Annotated in this window: 18 protein-coding genes; 8 read left to right on the top strand and 10 right to left on the bottom strand. The window is 70.5% G+C overall.

Annotated features, from left to right (window positions below; genetic code table 11):
- Nucleotides 1–136: 136 nt before the first annotated feature.
- Together ACY34M_RS36105 and proS are read right to left on the bottom strand one after the other, a co-directional pair.
- Nucleotides 137–733 carry a hypothetical protein gene (locus ACY34M_RS36105; RefSeq protein ID WP_351336314.1) on the bottom strand — a complete coding sequence of 199 codons (597 nt, stop codon included), beginning with the start codon at nucleotides 731–733 and terminating at the stop codon, nucleotides 137–139.
- A 168-nt stretch (nucleotides 734–901) separates the two neighbouring features.
- Nucleotides 902–2,317, bottom strand: coding sequence for a proline--tRNA ligase (gene proS, locus ACY34M_RS36100; protein WP_462722691.1), 1,416 nt, complete (start codon nucleotides 2,315–2,317; stop codon nucleotides 902–904).
- Nucleotides 2,318–2,593: 276 nt separating this feature from the next.
- Here proS and ACY34M_RS36095 point away from each other — a divergent pair, with 276 nt between their 5' ends.
- Complete coding sequence (locus ACY34M_RS36095) at nucleotides 2,594–3,457, top strand: SAM-dependent methyltransferase (RefSeq protein ID WP_462722692.1); 864 nt, start codon at nucleotides 2,594–2,596, stop codon at nucleotides 3,455–3,457.
- Nucleotides 3,458–3,578: 121 nt separating this feature from the next.
- Here the strand turns inward: ACY34M_RS36095 and ftsH are convergent, their stop codons facing one another.
- The gene (gene ftsH / locus ACY34M_RS36090) at nucleotides 3,579–5,522 is read right to left on the bottom strand and encodes an ATP-dependent zinc metalloprotease FtsH (protein ID WP_462722693.1); all 1,944 of its coding nucleotides are present in this window, start codon (nucleotides 5,520–5,522) and stop codon (nucleotides 3,579–3,581) included.
- Nucleotides 5,523–5,679: 157 nt separating this feature from the next.
- Nucleotides 5,680–7,236: a signal recognition particle protein gene (gene ffh, locus ACY34M_RS36085; protein WP_462722694.1), complete on the bottom strand. Its 1,557-nt coding sequence runs from the start codon at nucleotides 7,234–7,236 to the stop codon at nucleotides 5,680–5,682.
- Nucleotides 7,237–7,716: 480 nt separating this feature from the next.
- On the opposite strand from ffh, the gene ACY34M_RS36080 reads away from it, so the two are divergent.
- The 4 genes from ACY34M_RS36080 to ACY34M_RS36065 are packed head-to-tail and all read left to right on the top strand — an operon-like array spanning nucleotide 7,717 to nucleotide 11,324.
- Nucleotides 7,717–8,364, top strand: a complete 648-nt coding sequence (locus tag ACY34M_RS36080) for an ABC transporter permease (RefSeq protein ID WP_462722695.1) — start codon at nucleotides 7,717–7,719, stop codon at nucleotides 8,362–8,364.
- Nucleotides 8,361–9,479 carry an ABC transporter ATP-binding protein gene (locus ACY34M_RS36075; RefSeq protein WP_462722696.1) on the top strand — a complete coding sequence of 373 codons (1,119 nt, stop codon included), beginning with the start codon at nucleotides 8,361–8,363 and terminating at the stop codon, nucleotides 9,477–9,479. Before ACY34M_RS36080 ends, ACY34M_RS36075 begins: the two co-directional genes overlap by 4 nt.
- Nucleotides 9,476–10,267, top strand: a complete 792-nt coding sequence (locus tag ACY34M_RS36070) for an ABC transporter permease (protein WP_462722697.1) — start codon at nucleotides 9,476–9,478, stop codon at nucleotides 10,265–10,267. The genes ACY34M_RS36075 and ACY34M_RS36070 overlap by 4 nt, the downstream gene beginning before the upstream one ends.
- A 31-nt stretch (nucleotides 10,268–10,298) precedes the next feature.
- Entirely contained in the window at nucleotides 10,299–11,324 is a 1,026-nt protein-coding gene (locus ACY34M_RS36065; RefSeq protein ID WP_462722698.1) for a glycine betaine ABC transporter substrate-binding protein, read from the top strand.
- A gap of 63 nt (nucleotides 11,325–11,387) precedes the next feature.
- Here the strand turns inward: ACY34M_RS36065 and ACY34M_RS36060 are convergent, their stop codons facing one another.
- The 4 genes from ACY34M_RS36060 to nsdA form a co-directional block, all read right to left on the bottom strand.
- A complete protein-coding gene (locus ACY34M_RS36060) occupies nucleotides 11,388–13,829 on the bottom strand; it encodes a [protein-PII] uridylyltransferase (protein ID WP_462722699.1) in 2,442 nt (813 codons plus the stop codon).
- Nucleotides 13,830–13,871: 42 nt separating this feature from the next.
- Nucleotides 13,872–14,210 carry a P-II family nitrogen regulator gene (locus ACY34M_RS36055; protein ID WP_266714579.1) on the bottom strand — a complete coding sequence of 113 codons (339 nt, stop codon included), beginning with the start codon at nucleotides 14,208–14,210 and terminating at the stop codon, nucleotides 13,872–13,874.
- Nucleotides 14,207–15,580, bottom strand: a complete 1,374-nt coding sequence (locus tag ACY34M_RS36050) for an ammonium transporter (protein ID WP_462722700.1) — start codon at nucleotides 15,578–15,580, stop codon at nucleotides 14,207–14,209. Before ACY34M_RS36050 ends, ACY34M_RS36055 begins: the two co-directional genes overlap by 4 nt.
- A 243-nt stretch (nucleotides 15,581–15,823) precedes the next feature.
- Nucleotides 15,824–17,299, bottom strand: a complete 1,476-nt coding sequence (nsdA, locus tag ACY34M_RS36045; protein ID WP_462722701.1) for a transcriptional repressor NsdA — start codon at nucleotides 17,297–17,299, stop codon at nucleotides 15,824–15,826.
- A gap of 472 nt (nucleotides 17,300–17,771) precedes the next feature.
- On the opposite strand from nsdA, the gene ACY34M_RS36040 reads away from it, so the two are divergent.
- The gene (locus tag ACY34M_RS36040; RefSeq protein WP_462722702.1) at nucleotides 17,772–18,440 is read left to right on the top strand and encodes a bifunctional DNA primase/polymerase; all 669 of its coding nucleotides are present in this window, start codon (nucleotides 17,772–17,774) and stop codon (nucleotides 18,438–18,440) included.
- 121 nt (nucleotides 18,441–18,561) lie between these two features.
- Here the strand turns inward: ACY34M_RS36040 and ftsY are convergent, their stop codons facing one another.
- Nucleotides 18,562–19,809 (bottom strand): signal recognition particle-docking protein FtsY, encoded by a 1,248-nt coding sequence (gene ftsY / locus ACY34M_RS36035; protein WP_462722703.1) that lies wholly within the window; start codon nucleotides 19,807–19,809, stop codon nucleotides 18,562–18,564.
- Between the two features lie 221 nt (nucleotides 19,810–20,030).
- On the opposite strand from ftsY, the gene ACY34M_RS36030 reads away from it, so the two are divergent.
- Both ACY34M_RS36030 and ACY34M_RS36025 read left to right on the top strand, forming a co-directional pair.
- On the top strand, nucleotides 20,031–21,476 hold the full coding sequence (locus ACY34M_RS36030) for a cytosine permease (protein WP_462722704.1): 1,446 nt from the start codon (nucleotides 20,031–20,033) through the stop codon (nucleotides 21,474–21,476).
- A gap of 65 nt (nucleotides 21,477–21,541) precedes the next feature.
- A complete protein-coding gene (locus ACY34M_RS36025; protein WP_462722705.1) occupies nucleotides 21,542–22,519 on the top strand; it encodes an LLM class flavin-dependent oxidoreductase in 978 nt (325 codons plus the stop codon).
- 100 nt (nucleotides 22,520–22,619) lie between these two features.
- On the opposite strand, the gene ACY34M_RS36020 is transcribed toward ACY34M_RS36025, so the two are convergent.
- Nucleotides 22,620–24,035 (bottom strand): sugar porter family MFS transporter, encoded by a 1,416-nt coding sequence (locus tag ACY34M_RS36020; protein ID WP_462722706.1) that lies wholly within the window; start codon nucleotides 24,033–24,035, stop codon nucleotides 22,620–22,622.
- Nucleotides 24,036–24,165: the final 130 nt, after the last annotated feature.

The raw sequence follows: 24,165 nt of genomic DNA, 5'->3' as shown, positions 1-24,165 counted from the left end.
GCGACTGTCGAGTACAGCTAGCCATTGTGCCACAGTCCCGCCCGTCTCCCACCACCGCCCTCAACCGAGGCCCTCCGGGCCGCTGACTCCCCTCGGGGCGGCCGAATCCCCCCGACCGCCCCACCAGGAGGAGCACTCAGCCCGCCGCGACGCCGACGATCTCCGGGATGCGGAACGGCTTACCGCAGCCGCCGCACATGATCGGGGCCTGTGCGAGCACGGACGGCACCACCCGGACATTGCGCCCGCAGTCGCAGACCGCCTTGACGCGGACGCCGCCCCCGGAGGAGCCGTGCCGCGCGGCGGGGCCGCGGAAGCTGCGCTTGGTGTCCGCCGCGGTCGCCACGGTGTGCGCCTTGAGGGCGCGCTGGATCCGCTCGATGGTCTGTCGGTAGCGCTGCTTCGCCTCCGGGTTGAGCGTGACGAGTGAGAAGCCGCTGCTGGGGTGCGGCTCCTCGGGATGGTCGAGGCCCAACTCCTCGGCGATGGCCAGGAATCTGCGGTTGTGGTAGCGGCCGGCGCGCGAAGTGTCGCGGATTCCGCGCGCGGCTGCGATGCCGTGGACTGCCTCGTGAAGGAGTCGCTCGAAGGAGAGCTCGCGTCCACAGGCGGACGACGACTCGCCGATCAGGGATTCGGGCGCGGCAAGATCCGGCAGTTCGGGGTGGTGCCGCTGAATGTCGGCCCACGCCCCTGCCAGCTCTGCGGCGAGAACAGGTGGTGTCGTGCTCACGTCGTGACAACGAGCCGGGGTGCCTCCGTGTTCCTATTCCGGGGCATCCCAAATAATTTGCACGTACCAGTCAGTTGTCGCTGATGCGACCCGACGAGGGCGGGTGCGCAGATCTGCGGAGAAGACGCACAGCTCGCACCAAGGTGGTGCGTAGCGGCACGTACGTCCTTAGTACGCGCGTGCCACGACGGCGACGTTACCGGCCGTGTCGTCGGCGTCCGGCACCGCCCCTTCGGAAGTGATCAGGCACCGTACGGAGACCCCGTGCCCGGCAAGCTCGTTCTCCCCCGCCTCACCGAGGGTCGCCCACGGGATGCGCGCCCAGCCGCCCGCCGAGGTCGCCTCCAGCGCCTCGGCGACCGTGGTCACGTCGGTCGTCCGCAGCTGCCGCCGCTCCCGTGACTGCGCGAGCAGCAGCGCCTGGTCCTCCTCCAGGACCTTGGGCAGCACGGCGGGCAGCGCCTCCAGGGCGACCGAGGTCTTGCCGCCGGGGATGCGCCGGGCGAGCATCGCGGTGCCGCCCTCCAGGTCGCGGGGCCCGACCTCGACGCGTACGGGCACGCCCTTCAGCTCCCAGTCGACGGCGCGGCGGCCGAAGGGGGTGTCGGTGCGGTCGTCCACCCGGACGCGGATGCCCGCCTTCTTCAGTACGTCGCCGATTTCGCGCACCTTCTGGAGCACCGCCTCGTCGTCCTTGACGGCGAGCACGACCACCTGGGTGGCCGCGAGGCGGGGCGGTACGCGCAGCCCGTCGTCGTCGCCGTGCATCATCACCAGGGCGCCGATCATGCGGGTGGTCGAGCCCCAGGAGGTCTGCCAGACCAGTTCCTCCGCGCCGTCCTTGGACAGGTAGCGCGTGTTGAACGCCTTGGCGAAGTTCTGGCCGAGCTCGTGGCTCGTGCCCATCTGGAGGGCCTTGCCGTCGCCCATCATCCCTTCGAGCGTGAGGGTGTTGACGGCGCCGGCGAAGCGCTCCTTGGGCGTCTTGCGTCCAAGGAGGACGTCCATCGCGAGGACGTTCTCCATGAAGTCGGCGTAGACGTCCCGGTGGATGCGCGCCGCGAAGTCGCGCGCCTCTTCGTAGGTCGCGTGCGCCGTGTGGCCCTCCTGCCAGAGGAACTCGGTCGTACGGAGGAAGAGGCGCGGCCGCAGCTCCCAGCGGACCACATTGGCCCACTGGTTGATCAGCAGCGGCAGGTCGCGGTAGCTCTGCACCCACTTGGCGAACGACGCGTTGACGATCATCTCCGAGGTGGGGCGGACGACGGCGGGCTCCTCCAGCTCCTTGCCGCCGCCGTGCGTGACCACGGCCAGCTCGGGCGCGAAGCCCTCGACGTGGTCGGCCTCCTTGGTGAGGTACGACTGCGGGATCAGGAGCGGGAAGTACGCGTTCTGCGTGCCCGTCTCCTTGATGCGGTCGTCCATCTCCCGCTGCATCCGCTCCCACAGGCCGTAGCCGTACGGTCGGATGACCATGGTGCCGCGCACCGGACCGTTGTCGGCCAGTTCGGCCTTGGTGATCAGGTCCTGGTACCAGCGCGGAAAGTCGTCCGCCCGGGGCGTGAGAACGCGGGTCTTGGCCATGGCGCGGATGCTACGGCGCGGTCCGTGCAGCACTCGAATCCTTTTCGCCCGAATGCCGCGCCCACCTGTCATATGACCGCCGGGGGGCGCACGACGGTGCACGCGCGCATTGTCGCCGCGCCTGCCAAACACCCCCTAGACGTGACGGACGTTGCGGAGTTCCCTGGCATACGGGGGGGGGAGCGAGCAGCGCGCGAACACGACCGGACGTACTGCGGACGGTCAGCCATCACAGCGACAACTCTCGGCACCTCTCGGTGGATTGGGGCACTTTCGATGACACCTACGCTCGTGCGGCGGCACCCCCTTCACGCGGCGCCCGCGCCGCAGACGGATTTGTGCGCACGCGCGCGTGACTGGGCGGAGATACAGGAACGGATGCTGGTACCGCTCTACGAAGCGGTGTACGAGCGCCTTGAGGTCGGTCCCGGCACCCGGCTCCTCGGGCTCGACTGCGGCTCCGGGCTCGCTCTCCTCATGGCGGCGTCGCGGGGCGCGGCCGTGACCGGCGTCGAGCCCACGGATCCGGAGCGCCTCGCCCTGGCCAGGGAGCGGCTGCTGCCCGATGCGGAGCAGGCGCGGGAGGCCGTGGACGCCCGGCTCACGACGACCGACGCCGCCGACCTCACGGCGAGCGATCCCGGCGGTTCCCCGTACGACGTGATCACCGACTTCCAGCCGATCGGGTGTGTGGCCGGGGACTCCGAGGGGCTTTCCACGCGGCTGGAGAGCGTGACTCCCCTGGCGGGCCGGGGCGCCGCCGTGGTGCTGGTCGGCTGGGGCCCTCCGGAGCGCTGCGCCACGTCGTCCGTCCTTCGGGTGGCCACAAAACTCGCCGACCCAATGCGGAGTACGGGAAGTTGGCGCCCCGCGCTCCGTGACGACCTGGAGGAGGTCGCGCAGCGGGCGGGGCTGCGGCCGGACGGTTCGGGCCGGGTGGCCTGCCCCTTCGGGTACGCGGACGTCGAGAGCGCGGTGCGCGGGCTGCTGTCGACGGGCCTTTTCGACGCCGCGGTGGGTGCGACGGATCCGGCGCAGGTCGACAAGGAGCTGTCCGAGGCGCTGCAGGCGCATGTGCGCGCCGACGGGACCGTGTGGATGCCGAATGTCTTCAGGTACTTGATGGCCCGCACGCCTTGAGACGTGCGGGCCGGGGTGCCTTCTTGAGACACAGGGGCGCCTTCTTGAGGCGCCGGGGTGCCTTCTTGGGACGCCAGGGTGCCTTCGTGAGGCGTCGGGGTGCCTTCGGAAAGACAGTCGGTCAGTCCTTGGTGAGTCGCGTGACGCCGGCGATCCGGTACGCGTCGGCCTCCTCCAGCGTCTCGTTCGCCATCAGCGCCTCGGCCAGCGCGTCGAGCTTGTCCCGGTTGTCGCGCAGCTTCTGGCACGCCTCCTCGTAGCACTCGTCCACGATGCGGCGCATCTCGCCGTCGATCGTGTCGAGGGTGTCGGGGGCTGCGGCGAGGCCGTACGCCTGCTGGGAGTCGTTCGGGAGGGCGGACAGCCGGCCGACCTTCTCGCTCATGCCCCAGCGGGCCACCATGCCGCGGGCGATGTTGGTGACCTGTTCGAGGTCGTTCTCGGCGCCGGTCGTGATGACTCCGTAGACGACCTGTTCGGCCGCCATGCCGCCGAGGGCGCCGATGATGCGGCCGCGCAGGTACTCCTCCGTGTACGCGTACTTGTCGGCGTCCGGGGTGGAGAGCGTGACGCCGAGGGCCCGGCCGCGCGGCACGATCGTGATCTTGCGGACGGGGTCGGCGCCGGGCTGCAGCATGCCGAGGAGGGCGTGGCCGCTCTCGTGGAAGGCGGTGCGGCGGCGCTCCTCCTCGGGCATCACCAGCGGCCGCTCGGCGCCGAGCTGGACCTTTTCGAGCGCTTCCGAGAGGTCGGCCTGGCTGACCTGCTTCTGCTTGCGCTTGACGGCGAGCAGCGCGGCCTCGTTGGTCAGGTTCGCGAGTTCGGCGCCGGTCATGCCGGGGGTCGTACGGGCGACCTGGTCGAGGTCGACGTCGGGGGCGAGCGGGATGTCGCGGGTGTGGATCCTGAGGATGGACTCGCGGCCGCCGCGGTCGGGCGGCGAGACGCTGACCATGCGGTCGAAGCGGCCCGGCCGGGTCAGGGCCGGGTCGAGGACGTCGGCGCGGTTGGTGGCCGCGATGACGATGACGCCCTCCGAGCCGCTGAAGCCGTCCATCTCCGTGAGGATCTGGTTGAGCGTCTGCTCGCGCTCGTCGTGGCCGCCCACGCCGCCACCGCCGCCGCGGGCCCGGCCGATGGTGTCGATCTCGTCGATGAAGATGATCGACGGGGCGACCTTGCGGGCCTCGGCGAAGAGTTCACGGACGCGGGAGGCGCCGACGCCGACGATCATCTCGATGAACTCGGATGCGGAGGCCGAGAAGAACGGCACGCCCGCCTCACCGGCGACCGCGCGCGCGAGCAGCGTCTTGCCGGTGCCGGGCGGGCCCGTGAGGAGCACGCCGCGCGGCATCTTGGCGCCCATGGTGCGGTAGTCGTCGGGGTTCTTGAGGAAGTCGACGACGTCGTTGAGCTCGCCCTTGACCTCGTCGATCCCGGCGACGTCCTTGAAGGTGGTGCGCTTCTTGCCGGGTTCGAGCTCGACCGGCTTGGGCGGCTGTTTGCGGCCGAGCATGCCGCCCGCGCCGCCGCCCATGCCCTGGCTCATGCGCCGCGCGATGAACACCCACAGGAAGACCAGGAGCAGCATCGGGGCGAGCGAGATGAGCAGGTTGGACAGGAAGCTGCGCTCCTGGACGACGGGCTCGGCCGTCACCGTGACGTCGTGCTTCTCCAGGTTGGCCCAGAGGTCGTCGTCGGCGAAGGCCGGGCGCTGCGTCGTGAACTTGGTGTAGTTCTTGCGCTTGCTGTCGCTGTCCTTGGGGGTGGGCTTCTCCTTCTTGAGCTCGCCCTGGATCGCGTCGCCCTTGGAGTAGATCTTGCTGACGTTGTCGGCCTCGACCTGCTTGCTGAACTCGGTGTACGAGACCGTGGGCTCGTCGCCCTCGTTGAAGAACGACAGCACCAGGTTGGCGACGAGGTAGACGATCAGGGCCGTCAGGATGAGGCCGCCCCAGCCGCCGGGCATCTTGCGCTTGGGTCCCTGCGGGGGCGGCGGAGGCGGCGCGCCCTCGGACCGCCAGGGCTGATCCGTCCGATCGCGCGGGGGTACCGGGTTCGCCACGCCTGCTCTCCTCCTGCAGCCTGCCGTCCTCCGGGGCGGCCTTGGCCCCGGGGCCTTCCGCCCATGACCGCACAGTTGCCGGGGGCCCGCCACTCGTGGACATGCGTAAGGGGCGTCCGCCATGGCGGACGCCCCTTACTCGTTCAGCTGCTGAAGATCAGCCCATGAACTTCTTGAACTCGTCGGGGAGCTCGAAGTCCTTGGCGTCCTGCTGGCCCGCGCCGGGCAGTCCGAGGGCGCCGCCCTCGGCGGCGGCCGCGCGCCGGGCGGCCTCCTCCTGCTCCTGCTGCTTGCGCTTCATCGGGTTGCCGGAACGCTGCTTGCCCTTGGCCTTCTTCGGCTGCTTCTTCTGCTTGCCGGGGCCACCGCCCATGCCCGGCATGCCGGGCATACCCGGCATGCCGCCGCCCTGGGCCATGCGGGACATCATCTTGCGGGCCTCGAAGAACCGCTCGACCAGGTTCTTGACCGCGCTGACCTCGACACCGGAGCCCTTGGCGATACGGGCACGGCGCGAGCCGTTGATGATCGTCGGCTCCTGGCGCTCGGCCGGGGTCATCGACTTGATGATGGCGGCCGTGCGGTCGACGTCGCGCTCGTCGAGGTTGGCGATCTGGTCCTTCATCTGCCCCATGCCCGGCAGCATGCCGAGCAGCTTGGACATGGAGCCCATCTTCCTGACCTGCTCCATCTGCGCCAGGAAGTCGTCGAGCGTGAAGTCCTGGCCCTTCTTGGAGGCCAGCTTCGAGGCCATCTTCTCGGCCTCTTGCTGCGAGAAGGTCTGCTCGGCCTTCTCGATCAGCGTGAGCATGTCGCCCATGCCGAGGATGCGGGACGCCATGCGGTCCGGGTGGAACGCGTCGAAGTCGTCCAGCTTCTCGCCGTTGGAGGCGAACATGATCTGCTTGCCGGTGACGTGCGCGATCGACAGGGCCGCACCACCGCGCGCGTCGCCGTCGAGCTTGGAGAGCACCACGCCGTCGAAGCCGACGCCGTCGCGGAAGGACTCGGCCGTGTTGACCGCGTCCTGACCGATCATGGCGTCGACGACGAAGAGGACCTCGTCCGGCTTCACCGCGTCGCGGATGTCCGCGGCCTGCTGCATCAGCTCCTGGTCGATGCCGAGGCGTCCTGCGGTGTCGACGATGACGACGTCGTAGACCTTGGCCTTGGCGTGCTCGATGGAGTCCTTGGCCACCTGCACCGGGTCGCCCACGCCGTTGCCCGGCTCCGGCGCGTAGATGCCGACGCCGGCCCGCTCGGCGACGACGCTCAGCTGGTTCACGGCGTTCGGACGCTGGAGGTCACAGGCGACGAGCAGCGGCGAGTGGCCCTGGGACTTCAGCCAGAGACCGAGCTTGCCCGCGAGGGTCGTCTTACCGGCACCCTGCAGACCCGCGAGCATGATCACGGTCGGGCCGGTCTTGGCGAAGCGCAGCCGGCGGGTCTCGCCACCGAGGATGCCGACGAGCTCCTCGTTGACGATCTTGATGACCTGCTGGGCGGGGTTCAGCGCCTGGGAGACCTCGGCGCCGAGCGCGCGCTCCTTGACCTGCTTGATGAAGGCGCGGACGACGGGCAGCGCCACGTCGGCTTCCAGGAGGGCGATCCGGATCTCGCGCGCCGTGGCGTCGATGTCCGCCTCGCTGAGGCGCCCCTTGCCGCGGAGGTTCTTGAATGTCGCTGCGAGGCGATCGGAGAGAGTGTCGAACACGGCGGTCGCGAATCCTCGGGTCGGTGGCTTTACGGACAGGTCGCCCTCCAGGGTATCCGCCCGCGGGGCCGTGGTCAGTGGCCCGGTCCCGAAGCGTCCCGCGGGCCGCACGCACGTACGGAAAAACCGCGCGCCCTCCTCGGTGTCCACCGCACACATCCCGGCGCGACGAGAGCGCGCCCCGAGCGCCACGAGCGCGCGACCAGGGAGTTCACCCCCATTACGGCCCCAGCGGTTCCGTAAATCCATGCACATCAACGGCGTCCGGCTGGGTAGGCGCCCTCAGGTTTCGACACCACCCCTCACTTCTGCCCCGCGTCGGGCGTGCCCGGTCGTGCCCGGAACCGCCACCAGCAGCCGTGCGGCCGACCGCCGTGCACAACTCAACCGTGAACAGGAGCGCTCGCAGATGACCTCCCCCTCGACGTACCGGCCGCCCCGGCCCGTGCGTAGGCCACCGGCACCCCAAGGGAGGCCGGCGTGAACTTCTTCGACTACTTCCGGGGCAACTGGCCCGATGTGCTCGACGCCACGCTCGCGCACACCCTGCTCGTCCTCGAAGGTCTCGCCCTCGCGGTGCTCATCGGGGTGCCGGTGGCGATCCTGACGTACCGGACGCGGGCGCCGCGCGCCGCCGTCCTCGGGGCGGCCGGGCTGCTCCTGACGATTCCGTCGTACGCGCTGTTCGGCCTGCTGATCACGCCGCTCGGCCTGGGCACGGGGCCTTCGATCGTGGCGCTGACGCTGTACGCGCTGCTGCCCGTCATACGTAACACGGTGGTCGGTCTGCGCGAGCTGGACCCGGCCGTCGTCGAGTCGGCGAACGCGATGGGCATGACCCGGCTGAAGGTGCTCGCCACCATCGAGCTCCCGCTGGCCTGGCCCGTGGTCCTGACCGGCCTGCGGGTCGCGACGCAGATGCTGCTCGGCATCGCCGCGATCGCCGCCGCCGTGAACGGCCCCGGCCTCGGCAAGCTCATCCTCGACGGACTCGCCAGCGCGGGCACCCCGTTCGCCGTCTATCTGACGCTCGAGGGCGCGCTCGCCATCGTCGTGCTCGCACTGCTCTTCGATCTGCTCTTCGCCGTACTCAACCGTCTGACCACTCCGAAGGGGGTCACCCGATGATCCGGCTCGACCGGCTGACCAAGTCCTACCCCGGCCAGGAGCGTCCGGCGGTGGACGATCTGACGCTGGAGATCCCCGAGGGGCGGATCGTGGTCTTCGTCGGGCCCTCAGGCTGCGGCAAGACGACGACGATGAAGCTGATCAACCGGCTGATCGAGCCGACGTCGGGCCGCATCCACCTCGCCGACGAGGACGTCACGAAGATCCCGGTGCACGAGCTGCGCCGCCGCATCGGCTACGCGATCCAGCAGTCCGGACTCTTCCCGCACCAGACGGTCGCCCAGAACATAGCCACCGTGCCCGGCCTGCTCGGCTGGGACAAGAAACGCGTCCACGCGCGCGTGGACGAGCTGCTCGACATGGTGGGCCTGGACCCGGACACGTACCGCGGCCGCTACCCGAAGCAGCTCTCCGGTGGTCAGCAGCAGCGCGTCGGTGTCGCCCGCGCGCTCGGCGGCGACCCGCAGGTGATGCTGATGGACGAGCCGTTCGGCGCCATCGACCCGCTCAACCGCGAGGCGCTGCAGAACGAGTTCCTCAAGATCCAGTCGAAGCTGCGCAAGACGATCGTCTTCGTCACCCACGACATCGACGAGGCCGTGAAGATGGGCGACAAGATCGCCGTCTTCGCCGAGCACGGCAACGTCGTCCAGTACGACACCCCGGAGAAGATCCTCGCCGAGCCCGCCAGCGAGTTCGTCACGGACTTCATCGGCACGGGCGCCGCCGTGCGCCGCCTTTCGCTGACCCGGCTCGGGAACGCCGACGTGCCGCTGTGGCCCACCGTCGCCGAGTCCGCGAGCGCCGAGGAGCGGCAGGCCGCCGAGGACACCGCCGCCGACAGCGACCGCGAGTTCGTGGTGGTCCTGGACGAGGACCGCCGCCCGGCCGGCTGGCTGCCCGCCGACGGCGGCACGATGCTGCCGCTGATCTCCCCGCTCGGCCCGGACACGAGCCTGTACGACGCGCTCGACGAGATGCTCGCGGTGAACGCCTCGGCGCTGGCGGTCGTGGACGAGATGGGCCGCTACCGCGGTGTCGTCACCCTCGACACCCTGCGCACGCTGATCCACACCGACGGCGCCTCCGGTCTGTTGCAGGGGGCCCGGCCGTGACCCAGGCACTCGTCGAGGACGTTCCCGCCGTCGCGAAGGCCACGCAACGCACCCGTGTCCTGCCGCCGCTGTGGCGCCTCGCCCTCACCCCGCTCGCCCTCGCCGTCGTCCTCGCGCTGCTCGGCTGGTACGTCTCCGGGCAGCCGCTCGACCAGATCGAGCGGCGCAGCCTGAACGCGGACTACCTGCTCAGCCGCACCCTCACTCATCTCGAACTGACCGCGATCGCGACCGTGTTCATCCTCGTGATCGCCATCCCGCTCGGCGTGCTGCTGACCCGCCGCTGGGCCCGCGGCCTCGCGGGACCCGTGCTCGGCATCGCCAGCATCGGGCAGGCACTGCCTTCGCTCGGCCTGATCGTGCTGCTCGCGGTGGCCTTCGTCAGCCTCGGGGTGACGCAGATCGCGCTGATCGCGTTCGTCGCGTACGGGGTGCTGCCGGTGCTGCGCAACACCATCGCGGGCCTGCAACAGGTCGATCCGTCGATCCTGGAGTCCGCGCGGGGCATGGGCATGACCCCGTGGGAGGTGCTGCGCCGGATCGAACTGCCGCTCGCGGTGCCGGTGATGCTCGCCGGCATTCGTACGGCGCTGGTGATCACGGTGGGCACCGTCGCGCTCGCGACGTTCATCGGGGCCGGCGGCCTCGGCGATGTGATCTCGAACGGGATCAACTCCAGCCGGAACCTGGTGCTGATCACGGGCAGTGTGCTCGTGGCCGTCCTCGCCCTGCTCGTGGACTGGGTCGCCGGGATCGTCGAGAACCTGCTGCGCCCGCGTGGCCTGTGAGAAGGGGCCTGTGAGAGAAGTGAGGACACCCATGCGATTCGGACCGGCCGGGGCACGCCGCCAGGTATCCGCCGCCCTGTGCGTCGCCCTGCTCGGCGGCTCCGCACTGACCGGCTGCTCGGCCTCGGGCGGCTCGGGCGGATCCGACGACCTGCCGCGGACGGCGAGCAAGAAGCAGCTCGACGGCGGCTCCATCGCCAAGGACGTCGACCTGAAGGGCGCACAGCTCACGGTCGGCTCCAAGGAGTTCACCGAGCAGCAGATCCTCGGCAAGATCACGAAGTACGCGCTCGAGGCCGCCGGGGCGAGCACCAAGGACCAGACGGGTCTGCAGGGCACCGCCATCGCGCGCAGTGCGCTGCAGGGCGGCGACATCGACGTGTACTGGGACTACTCCGGCACCGGCTGGACCCAGTTCCTGCAGCACGACACGCCCGTGCAGGGCAGCGCGGCGCAGTTCAGGGCCACGTCGAGCGAGGACCTGAAGAAGCACAAGATCAAGTGGCTGGGTCCCGCGAAGTTCGGCAACCAGTACGCGATGGCCCGCGCCGCCGACGCGACGGGCCGTGCGGGCAAGGTCGACTCGATCAGCGATCTGGCGAAGCTTGCGAAGGACCACCCGGAGGACGCCTCGCTGTGCGGGGCCCCGGAGTTCCTGGACCGTGAGCTGACGGCCCTGGAGAAGAGCCCGTACAAGCTCAGGTTCCAGGCGCCGCAGGTCTACCAGAACGCGTTCGCGCTCAACTTCGTGAACGTGGCGAAGGGCAGCCCCTGCACGTTCGCCGAGGTGTTCACCACGGACGCCCGCCTGGAGTCCCTCGACCTGAAGGTCCTGGACGACGACAAGGGGCACTTCACGACGGAGCTGGCCGCGCTGACCGTGCGCGACGAGACCGCGAAGAAGTACCCGCAGCTCGCGAAGCTGGCGAAGAAGCTCGGCGACGCGCTCACCGAGAAGACCGTCATCGAGCTCAACGGGCTGGTCGACCTGGAGGGCAAGAGCGCGGATCAGGCCGCGCTGTACTTCCTGCGGAAGAACGGCTTCATCGGCAAGTGACGTGGCGGGGCCGGGGTGCGCACACCCCGGCCCCGCCACCGGCCCACCGGTGAATCCGGGGAATCACCCCCGCAGCGCCTCCTCCACGCCCCGCGCCACAGCCGCCGCGGCCTCCGCGGGCAGCGGCCCGCCGTCGCCCCCGGCCACGTAGAACGCGTCGACCGCGTTGGCGCCCAGCGTCGACACGTGCGCCGAACGCACCCGCACCCCGGACCCCTCAAGGGCCCGCCCGATGCGGTGCAGCAGCCCCGGTACGTCGTGCGCCCGGACCTCGATCACCGTCGCCCGCCGCGAGCCCGCCGAGGCCACGGTCACCCGGGCCGGCGGCGCCACCACGCCGCGCCTGCGCGGATACGCGGCGTCCCGCTCGGCGAGCCGCGCCGCGATGTCGAGCGAGCCGTCGAGGGCCCGTACGAGATCGGCGCGCAGCCGCGCGGCCTGCGGCAGCGAACCGTACTCGGCGGCGACCCGCCAGTTCAGCAGCAGCGCGACGCCCTCCACGCCCTCGGGAGGCGTGAGCGCGCGCAGTTCCGCCGTCCGCACGGTCAGCCGGTGCATGGCGAGCACCCCGGCCACGGCGGGCAGCACCCCCTCCTGCTCCGGCACCGCGATCACCAGCTCGACGCCGAGCGGCTCCGGTTCCCCGGCCGCCTCGGTCTCCGTCGGCACCGCGTCCGTCTGCGCCCGCAGCGCGAGCACGGGCCCGCCGGTGCGCAGCGCCTCCACCGCGAGCCGCTCCTGCTCGGCCGTCGCCTCGGCGGCGTCCGGGTCGACCGGCTCGTCGCCCGCGAGCACCGCCGCGACCCGTCCGACCAGATCGGCGACGAGCGAGCCGCGCCAGGCCGACCAGGCCGCCGGGCCCGTGGCCAGCGCGTCCGCCTCGGTCAGCGCGTGCAGCAGTTCGAGCGTGCCCGCCGAGCCGACCGCGTCCGCGACGGACCGCACGGTCGCCGGGTCCTCCAGGTCGCGCCGCGTGGCGGTCTCGATGAGCAGGAGGTGGTGGCGTACGAGAGAGGCGAGCACGGCGACGTCGGCCCGGTCGAAGCCGATCCGCGCGGCGACGTCCCGCGCGATGATCTCCCCGGCCACCGAGTGGTCCCCCGGCCAGCCCTTGCCGATGTCGTGCAGCAGCGCCGCCACGAGCAGCAGGTCGGGCCGGTGCACGCGGCGCGTCAGCTCGGCCGCGCGGACGGCCGTTTCGACGAGGTGGCGGTCGACGGTCCACGTGTGCACGGCGTTGCGCTGCGGCCGGCACCGGACCCGCTCCCAGTCCGGGATCAGCCGGGTGATCAGCCCCTCGGCCTCCAGCGCCTCCCACACCTCGACGGTCGGGCGGCCCGCGCCGAGCAGCGTGACCAGTTGTTCGCGGGCCTCGGCGGGCCAGGGTGCGGACAGCGGACGGGCCGCGGCCGCCATCCGCCGCACCGCGTGCAGCGACAGCGGAAGGCCCGCCTGGGCGGCAGCGGCGGCGGCGCGCAGCGGCAGGACCGGATCGCGCTCGGGCCGGGCGGCGCGGGCGAGCACCACCTCGCCCTCCATCTCGACGACGCCCTCGGCGAGGGGCGAGCGCTCGACCGGCGCCGACTTCCCGCCGCCCAGCAGGGACCGCAGCCGGGGCCTTCCCGCCCTGGACTTGAGCACCCGCCCGACCTCGCGCCAGGTGACGTCACCGGCGTAGGCGACCGTGCGCGCGGACTCGTACACCTGGCGCAGCAGGGTGTCGGCGTCAAGGAGGCCGAGTTCCGCCGCGACCTGGTCCTGCTCCTGGAGCGCGAGCCGGTCGGTGGCCCGCCCGGTGGTCAGGTGCAGGGCGTCGCGTACGTCGAGGAGACGGCGCCGCGCGTCGGCGAGGCCCTCGCGGGGCGCGTCCGCGAGCCAGGAGGCGGCGACGGCGCGCAGCGCGGTGGCGTCGCGGAGCCCGCCCCGCGCCTCCTTCAGGTCGGGTTCGAGCAGGAACTGCAGCTCGCCCTGGCGTTCGGCCCGCTCCTCGCACAGCTCGCGCAGTTCGGGCAGCCGCTTCAGCGCCTGGTTGCGCCAGTCCGCGAGCACGGCGGTGCGCAGGCCCGCGGTGAGTCCGAGGTCACCGGCGATGTGCCGGGCGTCGAGCAGGCCGAGCTGCACCTTGAGGTCGTCGCCCGCGGTCTTGCGGGCCTCGGCCGGGGTACGGACGGAGTGGTCGAGGGCGAGGCCGAGGTCCCACACCGGGTACCAGAGCCGGTCGGCGAGCGCGGCGATCTCGCCGGGCTCCGCCGCCCCGTCGTGCAGCAGGAGCAGGTCGAGGTCGCTGCGCGGGGAGAGCTCGCCGCGCCCGTAGCCGCCGACGGCGACGAGCGAGACGCCCGGCAGCCCGCCGCCGAAGAGACCGGCGAGCCAGTCGTCGGTGAGTTCCGCGAGGGCGGCACGGCGCGGCGGCCCGGACTGCGCGTCCCCCTGGAGGAGGCGCAGTCGGGCCGCCGCATAGCCGCCGGGGTCGGAATCCTCTGATTCAGCCGTTACGTCGTTCACGCTCGTCACCCGGCGGCTCCCGCTTCCGTCCATGAAGTTTCGTTACAGGGCGTCCGGCCCGCGTTCGCCGGTGCGGACCCGCACGGCGGTCTCGACGGGGACCGCCCAGACCTTGCCGTCGCCGATCTTGCCGGTCCGCGCGGCCTTCACCACGACATCGAGCAGTTGCTCGGCGTCGTCGTCCTCGACCAGGACCTCGATACGGATCTTGGGTACCAGGTCGACGGTGTACTCGGCGCCGCGGTAGACCTCGGTGTGGCCGCGCTGACGGCCGTACCCGCTGGCCTCGGTCACGGTCAGGCCCTGGACCCCGAAGGCCTGGAGGGCTTCCTTGATCTCGTCGAGCCGGTGCGGCTTGACGACCGCGGTGATCAGCTTCATGCGTCGACCTTCTTCGTGTTCTGCGGGTCCTGCGGGGCCTGCTTGTCCTTCGGGGCGGCGACCGGGGCGGGCACCGCCTGGCGGGCCACCGTGCCGCCGCCCGCGCCGCTGTAGTCGTACGCGGTCTCGGCGTGCTCGGCCTGGTCGATGCCGGAGACCTCGTCGTCCTCGTCGACCCGCATGCCGATGGTCTTGTCGAGGGCGAAGGCGAGGACCGCGGAGACGATCAGCGAGTAGGCGAGGACGCCGCCGACTCCGGCGCACTGCTTCCAGAACTGGTCGAGGCCGCCGCCGTAGAACAGGCCGGCCGCGTCGGACTGGCCGCCGCCCGTGGCGAAGAAGCCGACGAGCAGGGAGCCGACGACGCCGCCCACGAGGTGGACACCGACGACGTCGAGCGAGTCGTCGTAGCCGAACTTGTACTTGAGGCCCACGGCCATGGCGCACAGCACGCCCGCGACGGCGCCGATGGCGATCGCGCCGAGCGGCGAGCAGGAACCACCGGAAGGAGTGATCGCGACAAGGCCCGCGACGGCACCGGAGGCGGCACCGAGCGAGGTGCACGCGCCGTGCCGGATCTTCTCGTACGCCAGCCAGGCGAGCATCGCGGCGGCGGTGGCGACCTGCGTGTTGATGAACATCAGCGCGCCGACGCCGTCGTCGTTGCCGAGCCACGAGCCGGCGTTGAAGCCGAACCAGCCGAACCACAGCAGACCGGCGCCGAGCATCGTCCAGGGCAGCGAGTGCGGCCGCATCGGGTCCTTCTTGAAGCCGACGCGCTTGCCGATGACAAGGATCACGCCGAGCGCCGCGGCGCCCGCGTTGATGTGCACGGCCGTACCGCCGGCGAAGTCGATCACGCCGAGGTCGAAGGCCCAGCCGCCGGTCCCCCACACCCAGTGCGCGACCGGGAAGTACACGATCGTGGCCCACAGCGCGATGAACAGCCCCCAGGCGCTGAACTTCACGCGGTCCGCGAGCGCGCCGCTGATCAGGGCGGGCGTGAGCACCGCGAACATCAACTGGAAGACGGCGAACACGTAGACCGGGATCGTGTAGCCGTCCCAGAGCTGCGTGAGGCCGATCCCGCTGAGGCCGACGAAGTCGCCGTCCCAGCCGAGAAGCGAGCCCTTGTCGGTGCCGAACGCGACGGAGAAGCCGTACAGGACCCACAGGATCGTGACGATCCCGAGGCTGATGAAGCTCATCATCAACATGTTCAGGGTGCTCTTGACGCGGACCATGCCTCCGTAGAAGAAGGCCAGGCCCGGCGTCATCAGCATCACCAGGGCGGAACAGATCAGCATGAAGCCTGTGTTGGCGGGCGACAGTGTGGGTGCGTCTGCCGCCAGCGTGATGGCTGGAGCCATCGGCGTCTCCTCGTCATGGGGCCGGTTATGGGCCATGACATTGGCGCAGCGCCGTTTCCGTTCGGGCCCCCTGATGTTTCGCCGCCATGACGAAGCGCTCGCGGGTGTTACGGGTGAATGAAATGCCGGAAACAGGCCGACCACGGCCTCCGTCCTCGATGACCTGGCGTAGGGGAGCCGAGTCGGGCTGATTCGGGGACGGGCGGCCGTGGCCGGGGTTCGTGGGGGTGTGCTCCCCCGCCGTCAGACCGCGGTTTCCGCGGTTTCCGGCAGGTGGAGCGCGAGCTGTTCGGTGAGGTCGATGACTTCGGCCACGTCTCCGAAGTCGCGCGTGGCATTGTCGACGGTCTTGCGGATCCTGGTGTTGACGCGCTCCGAGCGCACCTTTCTGGCGATCTCCAGGGCCTGCCCCGCGAGCACCGTGGACTGCTCGGGCTCCTTCTGCAGGAGGTGCACCGTGGCCATCCCGATCAGGTTCAGCGCGTACGAACGCTGGTGCTCGACGTCCTTGCCGAACAGCTCGACGGCGCGCTTCATCACGGGCTCGGCCATCGACGCGTACGTGGGGCTGCGACCGGCCACGTAGGCGAGGTCCCGGTACGAGTGGCTGTTCTCACCGTGCAGTTCGGCCTCGGAGAAGAAGCGGATCCAGTCGGGGTCCGGGTCGTCCCAGTCGTCGGCGTCGGTGAAGGTGTCCTCGGCCATCCGCACGGCGCGCTTGCACTTGCCGGGCTGCCCCATGTTCGCGTACGCGCGGGCCTCCATCGCATACAGCATGGACTGGGTGCGCGGGCTGGCGCAGTCGCGACTGCCGTACTGGGCGAGGTGGATGAGTTCGAGGGCGTCGTCGGGGCGGCCGAGGTGGATCATCTGCCGGCTCATGCTGGACAGGACGTAGGAGCCGAGCGGCTTGTCGCCCGCTTCCTTGGCGGCGTGCAGGGCGAGCACGAAGTACTTCTGTGCGGTGGGCTGCAGGCCGACGTCGTAGCTCATCCAGCCGGCCAGCTCGGCGAGCTCGGCGGCGACCTTGAACAGGCGCCGCGTGGTCTCCTCCGGCTGCGGCTCCTGCAACAGGTCGGTCACCTCGTGGAGTTGCCCGACGACGGCCTTGCGGCGCAGACCGCCGCCGCACTGGGCGTCCCACTGGCGGAACATCACCGTGGTCGACTCCAGGAGGTCGAGCTCCGGCTTCGAGAGCCGGTTCCCCCGGCGCTGTGCGACCGGCTCCGGTTTGGCCGCGGCGGCGCCGGGGGTCGGCACCAGCCAGCGCTGCATCGGCTCGATGAGCGAGGGGCCCGCGGCGAGCGCGAGGGAGCTGCCGAGGAAGCCGCGGCGGGCGAGCATCAGGTCGCTGCGCGAGAACTCGCCGATGAGCGCCACGGTCTGCGGGGCGGTCCAGGGCAGGTCGACGCCGGACACCGAGGGCGCCTGGTGTGCGGCGCGCAGGCCGAGGTCCTCGACGGCGACGACACAGCCGAAGCGCTCGGAGAACAGCTCGCTGAGGATCCTCGGGATCGGCTCCCGCGGATTCTCCCCGTCGAGCCACCGGCGCACGCGCGAGGTGTCCGTCGAGATGTGGTTCGCACCCAACTGCCGGGCTCGTCGGTTCACTTGGCGCGCCAGCTCGCCCTTGGACCAGCCACTGCGCACGAACCACGAACCGAGCAGCTCGTTCGGGCGCTTCTCGGCGTTCGTGACGCCACCGCCGCTGCCGCCCACTGGAACGCCCCCATCCCTGAAGCCATCTAAGACACTGCGCGTGAGGTCCGTGGACCACTGTCCCTCACACTCTTGCCCGCAAGCCCTACCAGGATGCCGTCAAACCCCGCTCCCCGTCCGGCAGTTGTCACTCCTCGAACAGGAAACCGACTTGCCTCCGGCATACCCACGGGTGCAGTCACCCCGAGAGCTCGTGCACTGAAAGTAATCCTACGATCACCCCTCCGGCGAGGGCGAACACGGAAACGCCACCATTCGCCACCCCTTCGAATGAACCCAACGACGGCCGCACGCGATTCACTTGACACAGGACAGCCGGAAGTAGGCGGACGAGGGTGGACGGGGGCGCGCGAGACGGCGCGCACCACCTCACAGGCGAGTCGGCTCCAACTCGACCGGGGCAGCGTGCACGTCGGGTAACGATTCCGTTCCGCCGCGTAACCACCGGCGCACAGGATGTGTTGGAGGGGGCATGGGCTTCACGATCGGCGGCATGCGTGAGATGCGCACCGGCTCACGTCGTCGCGGCCGTACCACCGGCCGCACCTCGGACTGCACCACGGTGGCGGAGTTCACCGGCCTCTGGGGCTGGGACGTGGTGCCCGGCGCCCGCGCCGTCGGCTCCGCGTGCTCCTGCGGGAAGGCCGACTGCCCGGCCCCCGGAGCCCACCCGCTCGACCCGTCGGTGGTGGTGCCCGCAGGTGCCACGCTCGACGAGGTGACCGAGTCCTGGGGCCGGTTCCCCGGCGCGGCGGTGCTGCTTCCGGTCGGCCGGGCGTTCGATGTGCTCGATGTCCCGGAGCCCGCGGGCAGCCGTGCGCTGATCCGCCTGGAGCGGATGGGTGTGCCGCTCGGCCCGGTCGTCGCCACCCCGCAGGGCCGTGCCCACTTCTTCGTGGCACCGGGCGCCGCGGCCGAGCTCCCCACGCTGCTCTACCGCATGGGCTGGGACGACGCGGCCCTCGACCTGCACGCCCTCGGTGCCGGTTCGTACGTCACGGCCCCGCCGTCGGACCGCGGCGGCCTCGGCCCGACGACCTGGCTGCGCCCGCCGTCCCTCGACACGGCGACGCAGCCGCCGCAGGCGCGTCTGCTCCTCGGGACACTGGCGTACGCGGCACACCGCTCGCCCTGCGCGTAGGGCGGCACCCCCGGACGCAGGCACACCCGGACACAGGCACACCCGGACACAGAAAGACCGCGGCCGCGTCGCTCACTACCGAGCGCCACGACCGCGGTCTCCCGCCCCCGAAGCGAAGCCGCTAGTCGCCGATAAGCGCATCCACGAACGCCTCCGGCTCGAACGGCGCCAGGTCGTCGGGCCCCTCGCCGAGACCGACGAGCTTCACCGGCACACCCAGCTCACGCTGCACGGCCACGACGATGCCGCCCTTGGCCGTACCGTCCAGCTTGGTCAGCACGATGCCCGTGATGTCGACGACCTCGGCGAACACGCGGGCCTGCACCAGCCCGTTCTGCCCGGTCGTCGCGTCGAGCACGAGCAGCACCTCGTCGAGCGGCGCGTGCTTCTCCACGACCCGCTTGACCTTGCCGAGCTCGTCCATGAGACCGGTCTTGGTGTGCAGACGCCCGGCGGTGTCGATGAGGACGACGTCGGCGCCCTCCTCGATGCCCTCCTTCACGGAGTCGAAGGCGATGGAGGCGGGGTCGCCGCCCTCGGGCCCGCGCACGGTGCGCGCGCCGACCCGCTCGCCCCATGTCTGCAGCTGGTCCGCGGCGGCGGCACGGAAGGTGTCCGCGGCGCCGAGCACCACGTTCTTGCCGTCGGCGACGAGCACGCGCGCGAGCTTGCCGGTGGTGGTGGTCTTGCCGGTGCCGTTGACCCCGACGACCATCACGATGCCGGGCGTCGTGCCCTCGGTGGCGAGACCCTCCGTCTTCACGGTGCGGTCGAACTCGGGGACGACCAGCTTGAGGAGCTCCTCGCGGAGCAGCGCGCGCAGCTCGTCCGGCGTGCGGGTGCCGAGCACCTTGACGCGCTCGCGCAGGTTCTCGACGAGTTCCTGGGTGGGCTGCACACCGACGTCGGCGGTGAGCAGCGTGTCCTCGATCTCCTCCCACGTGTCCTCGTCGAGGTGTTCGCGGGAGAGGAGGGTGAGCAGACCCTTGCCCAGCGCGTTCTGCGACCGGGAAAGGCGGGTGCGCAGCCGCACGAGGCGGCCCGCGGTCGGCTCCGGTACCTCGACCTCGGGAGCGGCGGGCTCCTCGACGGCCGGGGCCTCGGGCGCCTCCTCGACGGCCGGCTCGGCGGTCGGGAGGTCTACCTCTTCGATGGTGCGCCGCGCTTCGTCGCGCGGCGTCTCGGCCTCTTCGCCGACGTGCGGCTCGGTGGGCGGGGCGGTGGTGATGTCGGGTGCCGACGGCGGGGGCGGGGGCAGCTGCTTCTTCTTACGGCTGCCGATCACGAGCCCGCCGAGTGCGCCGATCACGACCACGGCGATGACTACAGCAAGGATGACGATTTCCATAACCCGACCAGTATCAGTCATGGGGCCGATCACGGCCGTGCTCGTACCTTCCTCCAAGGGACAAAGGACTCCGACGGGTCGGACTCGGACTAAAGTACGATGGCAGTCGCCGCATCAACGCGCGTAGAGTCCAACGCAATCACGGCAACCGCCACCTGGGCCCTCCTGCGGGCCCGCCACCCCCACCGGCTCCCCCGCCGCCCCCACGGCCGAGCCGAGCGAGAGGCACGGAACCCCACCGCATGAGCAAGACCGCCGAAGCCGAAGGCGCGCTGGAGACACGCGGCATCGAGCCCGTCCCGGACGCCGAGCGCACCGCCAAGACCCGCGAGCTCTTCCCGACCTGGGTCGCCGCCAACATCAGTGTGCTGTTGCTCACGATGGGCGCGAGCCTGGTCGTGACGTACAAGCTCAACTTCTGGCAGGCCATCGCCGTCGCCGTCCTGGCGCCGATCGTGTCGTACGGGCTCGTGGGCCTGATCGGCATCGCGGGCAAGCGTGGTGGCGCGCCCGGTATGGCGCTGTCCCGCGCGGTGTTCGGCCAGCGCGGCAATCTGCTGCCGGGCTCGCTGATCTGGGTCGCACGCTGGGGCTGGGAGACGATCAACGCGGTGACCGGCGCGTACGCCGTGCTGACCGTCCTGGACATCCTGTTCGGCATCAAGCAGAACAACTTCCTGGTGATCCTCACCCTGCTGCTGTTCGTGTGCGTCACGTTCGCGATCTCTGGCCTCGGCATCAACGTCGTCCAGATGTGCAACAAGTACGCGACGTACCTCTTCGGACTGTTCTCCGTCCTGGTGCTGATCTACCTGATCGTGAACACCGACTGGTCCGACGTCTTCGGGCAGCCCGCCGGGAAGACCTCGCTGATGGTCGCGGGCATCGGCATGATCGCCGCCGGTGGCGTCAGCTGGATCCCGTCCTCCCCCGACTTCACCCGCTACCTGCCGCGCACCGCCTCCACGAAGGGCATCGTCGGGAACTCGATCGGCGGCGCGGGCATCGTCGTCCTGCCGATGGTCCTGATGGGTGCCGTGATGGCGGTCTCCACCCCGGACCTGGCCTCCGCCCAGGACCCGGTCTCCTTCCTCGGCGAGATCCTGCCGATGTGGATCGCGGTGCCGTACCTGCTGATCGCGCTGGTCGGCATGCTGCTGATCAACGCCATGTCGATGTACTCGGCCGGCTTCACCGCGCAGACGCTCGGCTTCAAGGTGCCGCGCCACTGGGCCGTCTCCATCAACGCGCTGATCTCGCTGATCTTCGGCGCCGTCCTGATGCTGGTCGCGACGAGCTTCATGAGCTCGTTCATCTCCTTCCTCTCGCTGCTCGCGGTCGCCTTCTCCGCCTGGGTGGGTGTCTTCGGCGCGGACATGTTCAAGCGCAAGCACTACGACGGCGCGGCCCTGATCGACACCAGCCGCGCCAGCGCCTACTGGTACAAGGGCGGCTTCTCCCCCGCCGCGTGCGTCGCCTGGGCGGTCGGCCTGGTCGTCGGCCTGCTGTTCACGTCGTCGACCTGGTTCTCGGGACCGCTCGCCTCGAACAACTTCGTCGGCGAGTACGGCCTCGGCTGGGTCGTCACGATCGTCGTCTCCGGTCTGCTGTACCTGGCGCTGCCGAAGCCGGCCGACACGACCACGGCCCCGGACGCGCCCGAGACCGCCGAGGCCATGGCTTCCTGACGCCCCGTCAGCTAACGTCCCCCTCCACGTAACCGGCTCCACGCCTCGCGGAGGGGGACTTTTCCATGCCCGTGTCCGTCGTACGGTTCAACCTCGTCGACCCCGCCGGCACACCCGAAACGCTCGCCGCCCGCTACCAGGCGGCCGTCGAGATGGCCCGCTACGCCGACGACCAGGGCATCGACACCGTGCAGACCGAGGAGCACCACGGCGTCGCCAACAACTGGCTGCCCTCACCCTTCACCTTCGCGGGAGCCGTCCTCGGCGCCACGCGGCGCATCGCGGTCACCGTCTCCGCGATCATCGGCCCGCTGCACGACCCGCTGCGCCTCGCCGAGGACATCGCCGTGCTCGACCTGCTCAGCGGCGGCCGCCTGGTGACGGTCTCCGGGATCGGCTACCGGCCCGAGGAGTACGCGCAGTTCGACGTGGAGTGGAAGCGGCGCGGAAAGCTCCAGGACGAGCTGCTCGAAACGCTGCTGAAGGCGTGGACCGGCGAGGAGTTCGAGTTCCGCGGGCGCCGGGCCCGGGTCACCCCGCGCCCCTTCACCCAGCCGCACCCGCTGCTCCTGGTCGGCGGCTCCTCACACGCGGCCGCGCGCCGGGCGGCCCGGCTCGGCCTCCCCTTCTTCCCGAGCGCGCACCTGCCGGAGCTGGAGGCGTACTACAACGAACAGCTTCAGGAGTACGGGACCGAGGGCTGGACCATGATGCCGGGGAAGGTGACCCCGCTGATCCATCTGTCCGAGGACCCGGACCGCACCTGGGCCGAGCACGGGAAGCACTTCCTGCACGAGGCGCGGACGTACGCGTCCTGGCAGTCGGGGGACATCAAGTCCGCGGTGAAGTCGGGCGCACAGACGGTCGAGGAGCTGCGCGCCGAGGGCGTCTACCGGGTGCTCACGCCCGACGAGTGCGTGGCGCAGGGGCTCGACAACTACATCCTGCACCCGCTGTCCGGCGGCATGCCCCTGGACGAGGGCCGGCGCAGCCTGCAGCTGTACTGCGAAAAGGTACTGCCCCGGCTCAAGGACCTTTCGTAGGTCGTCGAGCCGGGGCAGTGCCGACAGCGGGGAGATGGCAGCGGGGACTTGAATCCATCTCCCCGGGTTCTCGGGGAGGCCCTGCGGACAGGGCCGGGCGTCAGCCCATCTCCTCCAGCGCCTTGCCCTTCGTCTCCTTGACGAACTTGAGCACGAAGGGGATGGAGAGCGCGGCGAAGATCGTGTAGATCACGTAGGTCGCGGAGAGGTTCCAGTCGGACAGCGACGGGAAGCTCGCGGTGATCGCCCAGTTGGCGATCCACTGTGCCGACGCGGCCACACCGAGCGCGGCGGCGCGGATGTTGTTCGGGAACATCTCGCCGAGGAAGACCCAGACGACCACACCCCACGACAGGGCGAAGAAGAGGACGAAGAAGTGCGCCGCGACCAGGGCCACCCAGCCCTGCGTCGCCGGCAGCTTGCCGTCCACCAGGTCGTAGCTGAACGCCCAGGCCTCCAGGGCCAGACCGATCACCATGCCGACCGAACCGATCAGGGCCAGCGGCTTACGACCGATGCGGTCGACGAAGATCATCGCGATGACGGTACCGATGATGTTGATGATCGACGTCGTGAACGAGTAGAAGAACGAGTCCGTCGGGTCGACACCGACCGACTGCCACAGCGTCGAGGAGTAGTAGAACGCGACGTTGATGCCGACGAACTGCTGGAAGACCGAGAGGCCGATACCGATCCAGACGATCGGCTTGAAGAAGAAGCTGCCGCCGAGCAGGTCCTTGAAGGAGGACTTGTGCTCGCTGTGCATCGCGTGCTCGATCTCGGCGACACGGGCGTCGAGGTCGACCTCCTTGCCCTCGACCTCTTCGAGGACGTGCTTGGCGCGGTCGGTCTTGCCTGCGGAGATCAGGTAGCGCGGCGACTCGGGGATCGCGAAGGAGAGCAGCCCGTAGATGACGGCCGGGACGACCATGACGCCGAGCATGACCTGCCAGACCTCGAGGCCCATCAGCGTGCCGCGCTGGTCGCCGCCCGCGGCCTGCAGCAGCGCGTAGTTGACGAGCTGCGAGATCGCGATGCCGATGACGATGGCGCCCTGCTGGAAGGAGCCGAGCCGGCCGCGGTAGGCGGGCGGGGCCACCTCCGCGATGTAGGCCGGGCCGATCACGGAGGCCATACCGATGGCGAAGCCACCGATGATCCGCCAGAAGGCGAGGTCCCAGATGGCGAAGGGCAGCGCCGAACCGATGGCGCTGACGGTGAAGAGGACCGCCGCGATCTGCATGCAGCGGATGCGGCCGATGCGGTCCGCGATGCGTCCTGCGGTGGCGGCGCCGATGGCGCAGCCGATCAGGGCGATGGCGATGACCTGGGCGAGCGCGGCGGACCCGATGTCGTACCGGTCGCGGATGGCCTCGACCGCGCCGTTGATCACGGAGCTGTCGTAGCCGAAGAGGAAACCGCCCATCGCGGCCGCCGCCGCGATGAAGATGACATGGCTCAGGTGCTCGGGCCTGGCTTCCCGGGCTCCGGACTTGGGTGCCGTACTGCTGGTCACATGTACTCCTCGGGCCACCGGCCTCGCTGCCGGGGGTGGGGGCGAGCCCTTCAGATGCGATTCCAGTGGCGCACAGGTTCACGCCGCCCACCACCTGAAGGTAAAAGCAACGTTGCAGAGACTATGCCTT

This window comes from Streptomyces sp. EDA2-14, assembly GCF_054963755.1.
This window is presented reverse-complemented; position numbering and strand designations above follow the sequence as displayed.

What these genes read in the sequence shown, in the direction of transcription:
- ACY34M_RS36095 (WP_462722692.1), top strand. Translation starts at nt 2,594, where the DNA reads ATGACACCTACGCTCGTGCGGCGGCACCCCCTTCACGCGGCGCCCGCG.
- ACY34M_RS36025 (WP_462722705.1), top strand. Translation starts at nt 21,542, where the DNA reads ATGCCCGTGTCCGTCGTACGGTTCAACCTCGTCGACCCCGCCGGCACA.
- ACY34M_RS36065 (WP_462722698.1), top strand. Translation starts at nt 10,299, where the DNA reads ATGCGATTCGGACCGGCCGGGGCACGCCGCCAGGTATCCGCCGCCCTG.
- ACY34M_RS36030 (WP_462722704.1), top strand. Translation starts at nt 20,031, where the DNA reads ATGAGCAAGACCGCCGAAGCCGAAGGCGCGCTGGAGACACGCGGCATC.
- ACY34M_RS36055 (WP_266714579.1), bottom strand. Translation starts at nt 14,210, where the DNA reads ATGAAGCTGATCACCGCGGTCGTCAAGCCGCACCGGCTCGACGAGATC.
- ftsY (WP_462722703.1), bottom strand. Translation starts at nt 19,809, where the DNA reads ATGACTGATACTGGTCGGGTTATGGAAATCGTCATCCTTGCTGTAGTC.
- ACY34M_RS36075 (WP_462722696.1), top strand. Translation starts at nt 8,361, where the DNA reads ATGATCCGGCTCGACCGGCTGACCAAGTCCTACCCCGGCCAGGAGCGT.
- ACY34M_RS36040 (WP_462722702.1), top strand. Translation starts at nt 17,772, where the DNA reads ATGGGCTTCACGATCGGCGGCATGCGTGAGATGCGCACCGGCTCACGT.
- ACY34M_RS36050 (WP_462722700.1), bottom strand. Translation starts at nt 15,580, where the DNA reads ATGGCTCCAGCCATCACGCTGGCGGCAGACGCACCCACACTGTCGCCC.
- proS (WP_462722691.1), bottom strand. Translation starts at nt 2,317, where the DNA reads ATGGCCAAGACCCGCGTTCTCACGCCCCGGGCGGACGACTTTCCGCGC.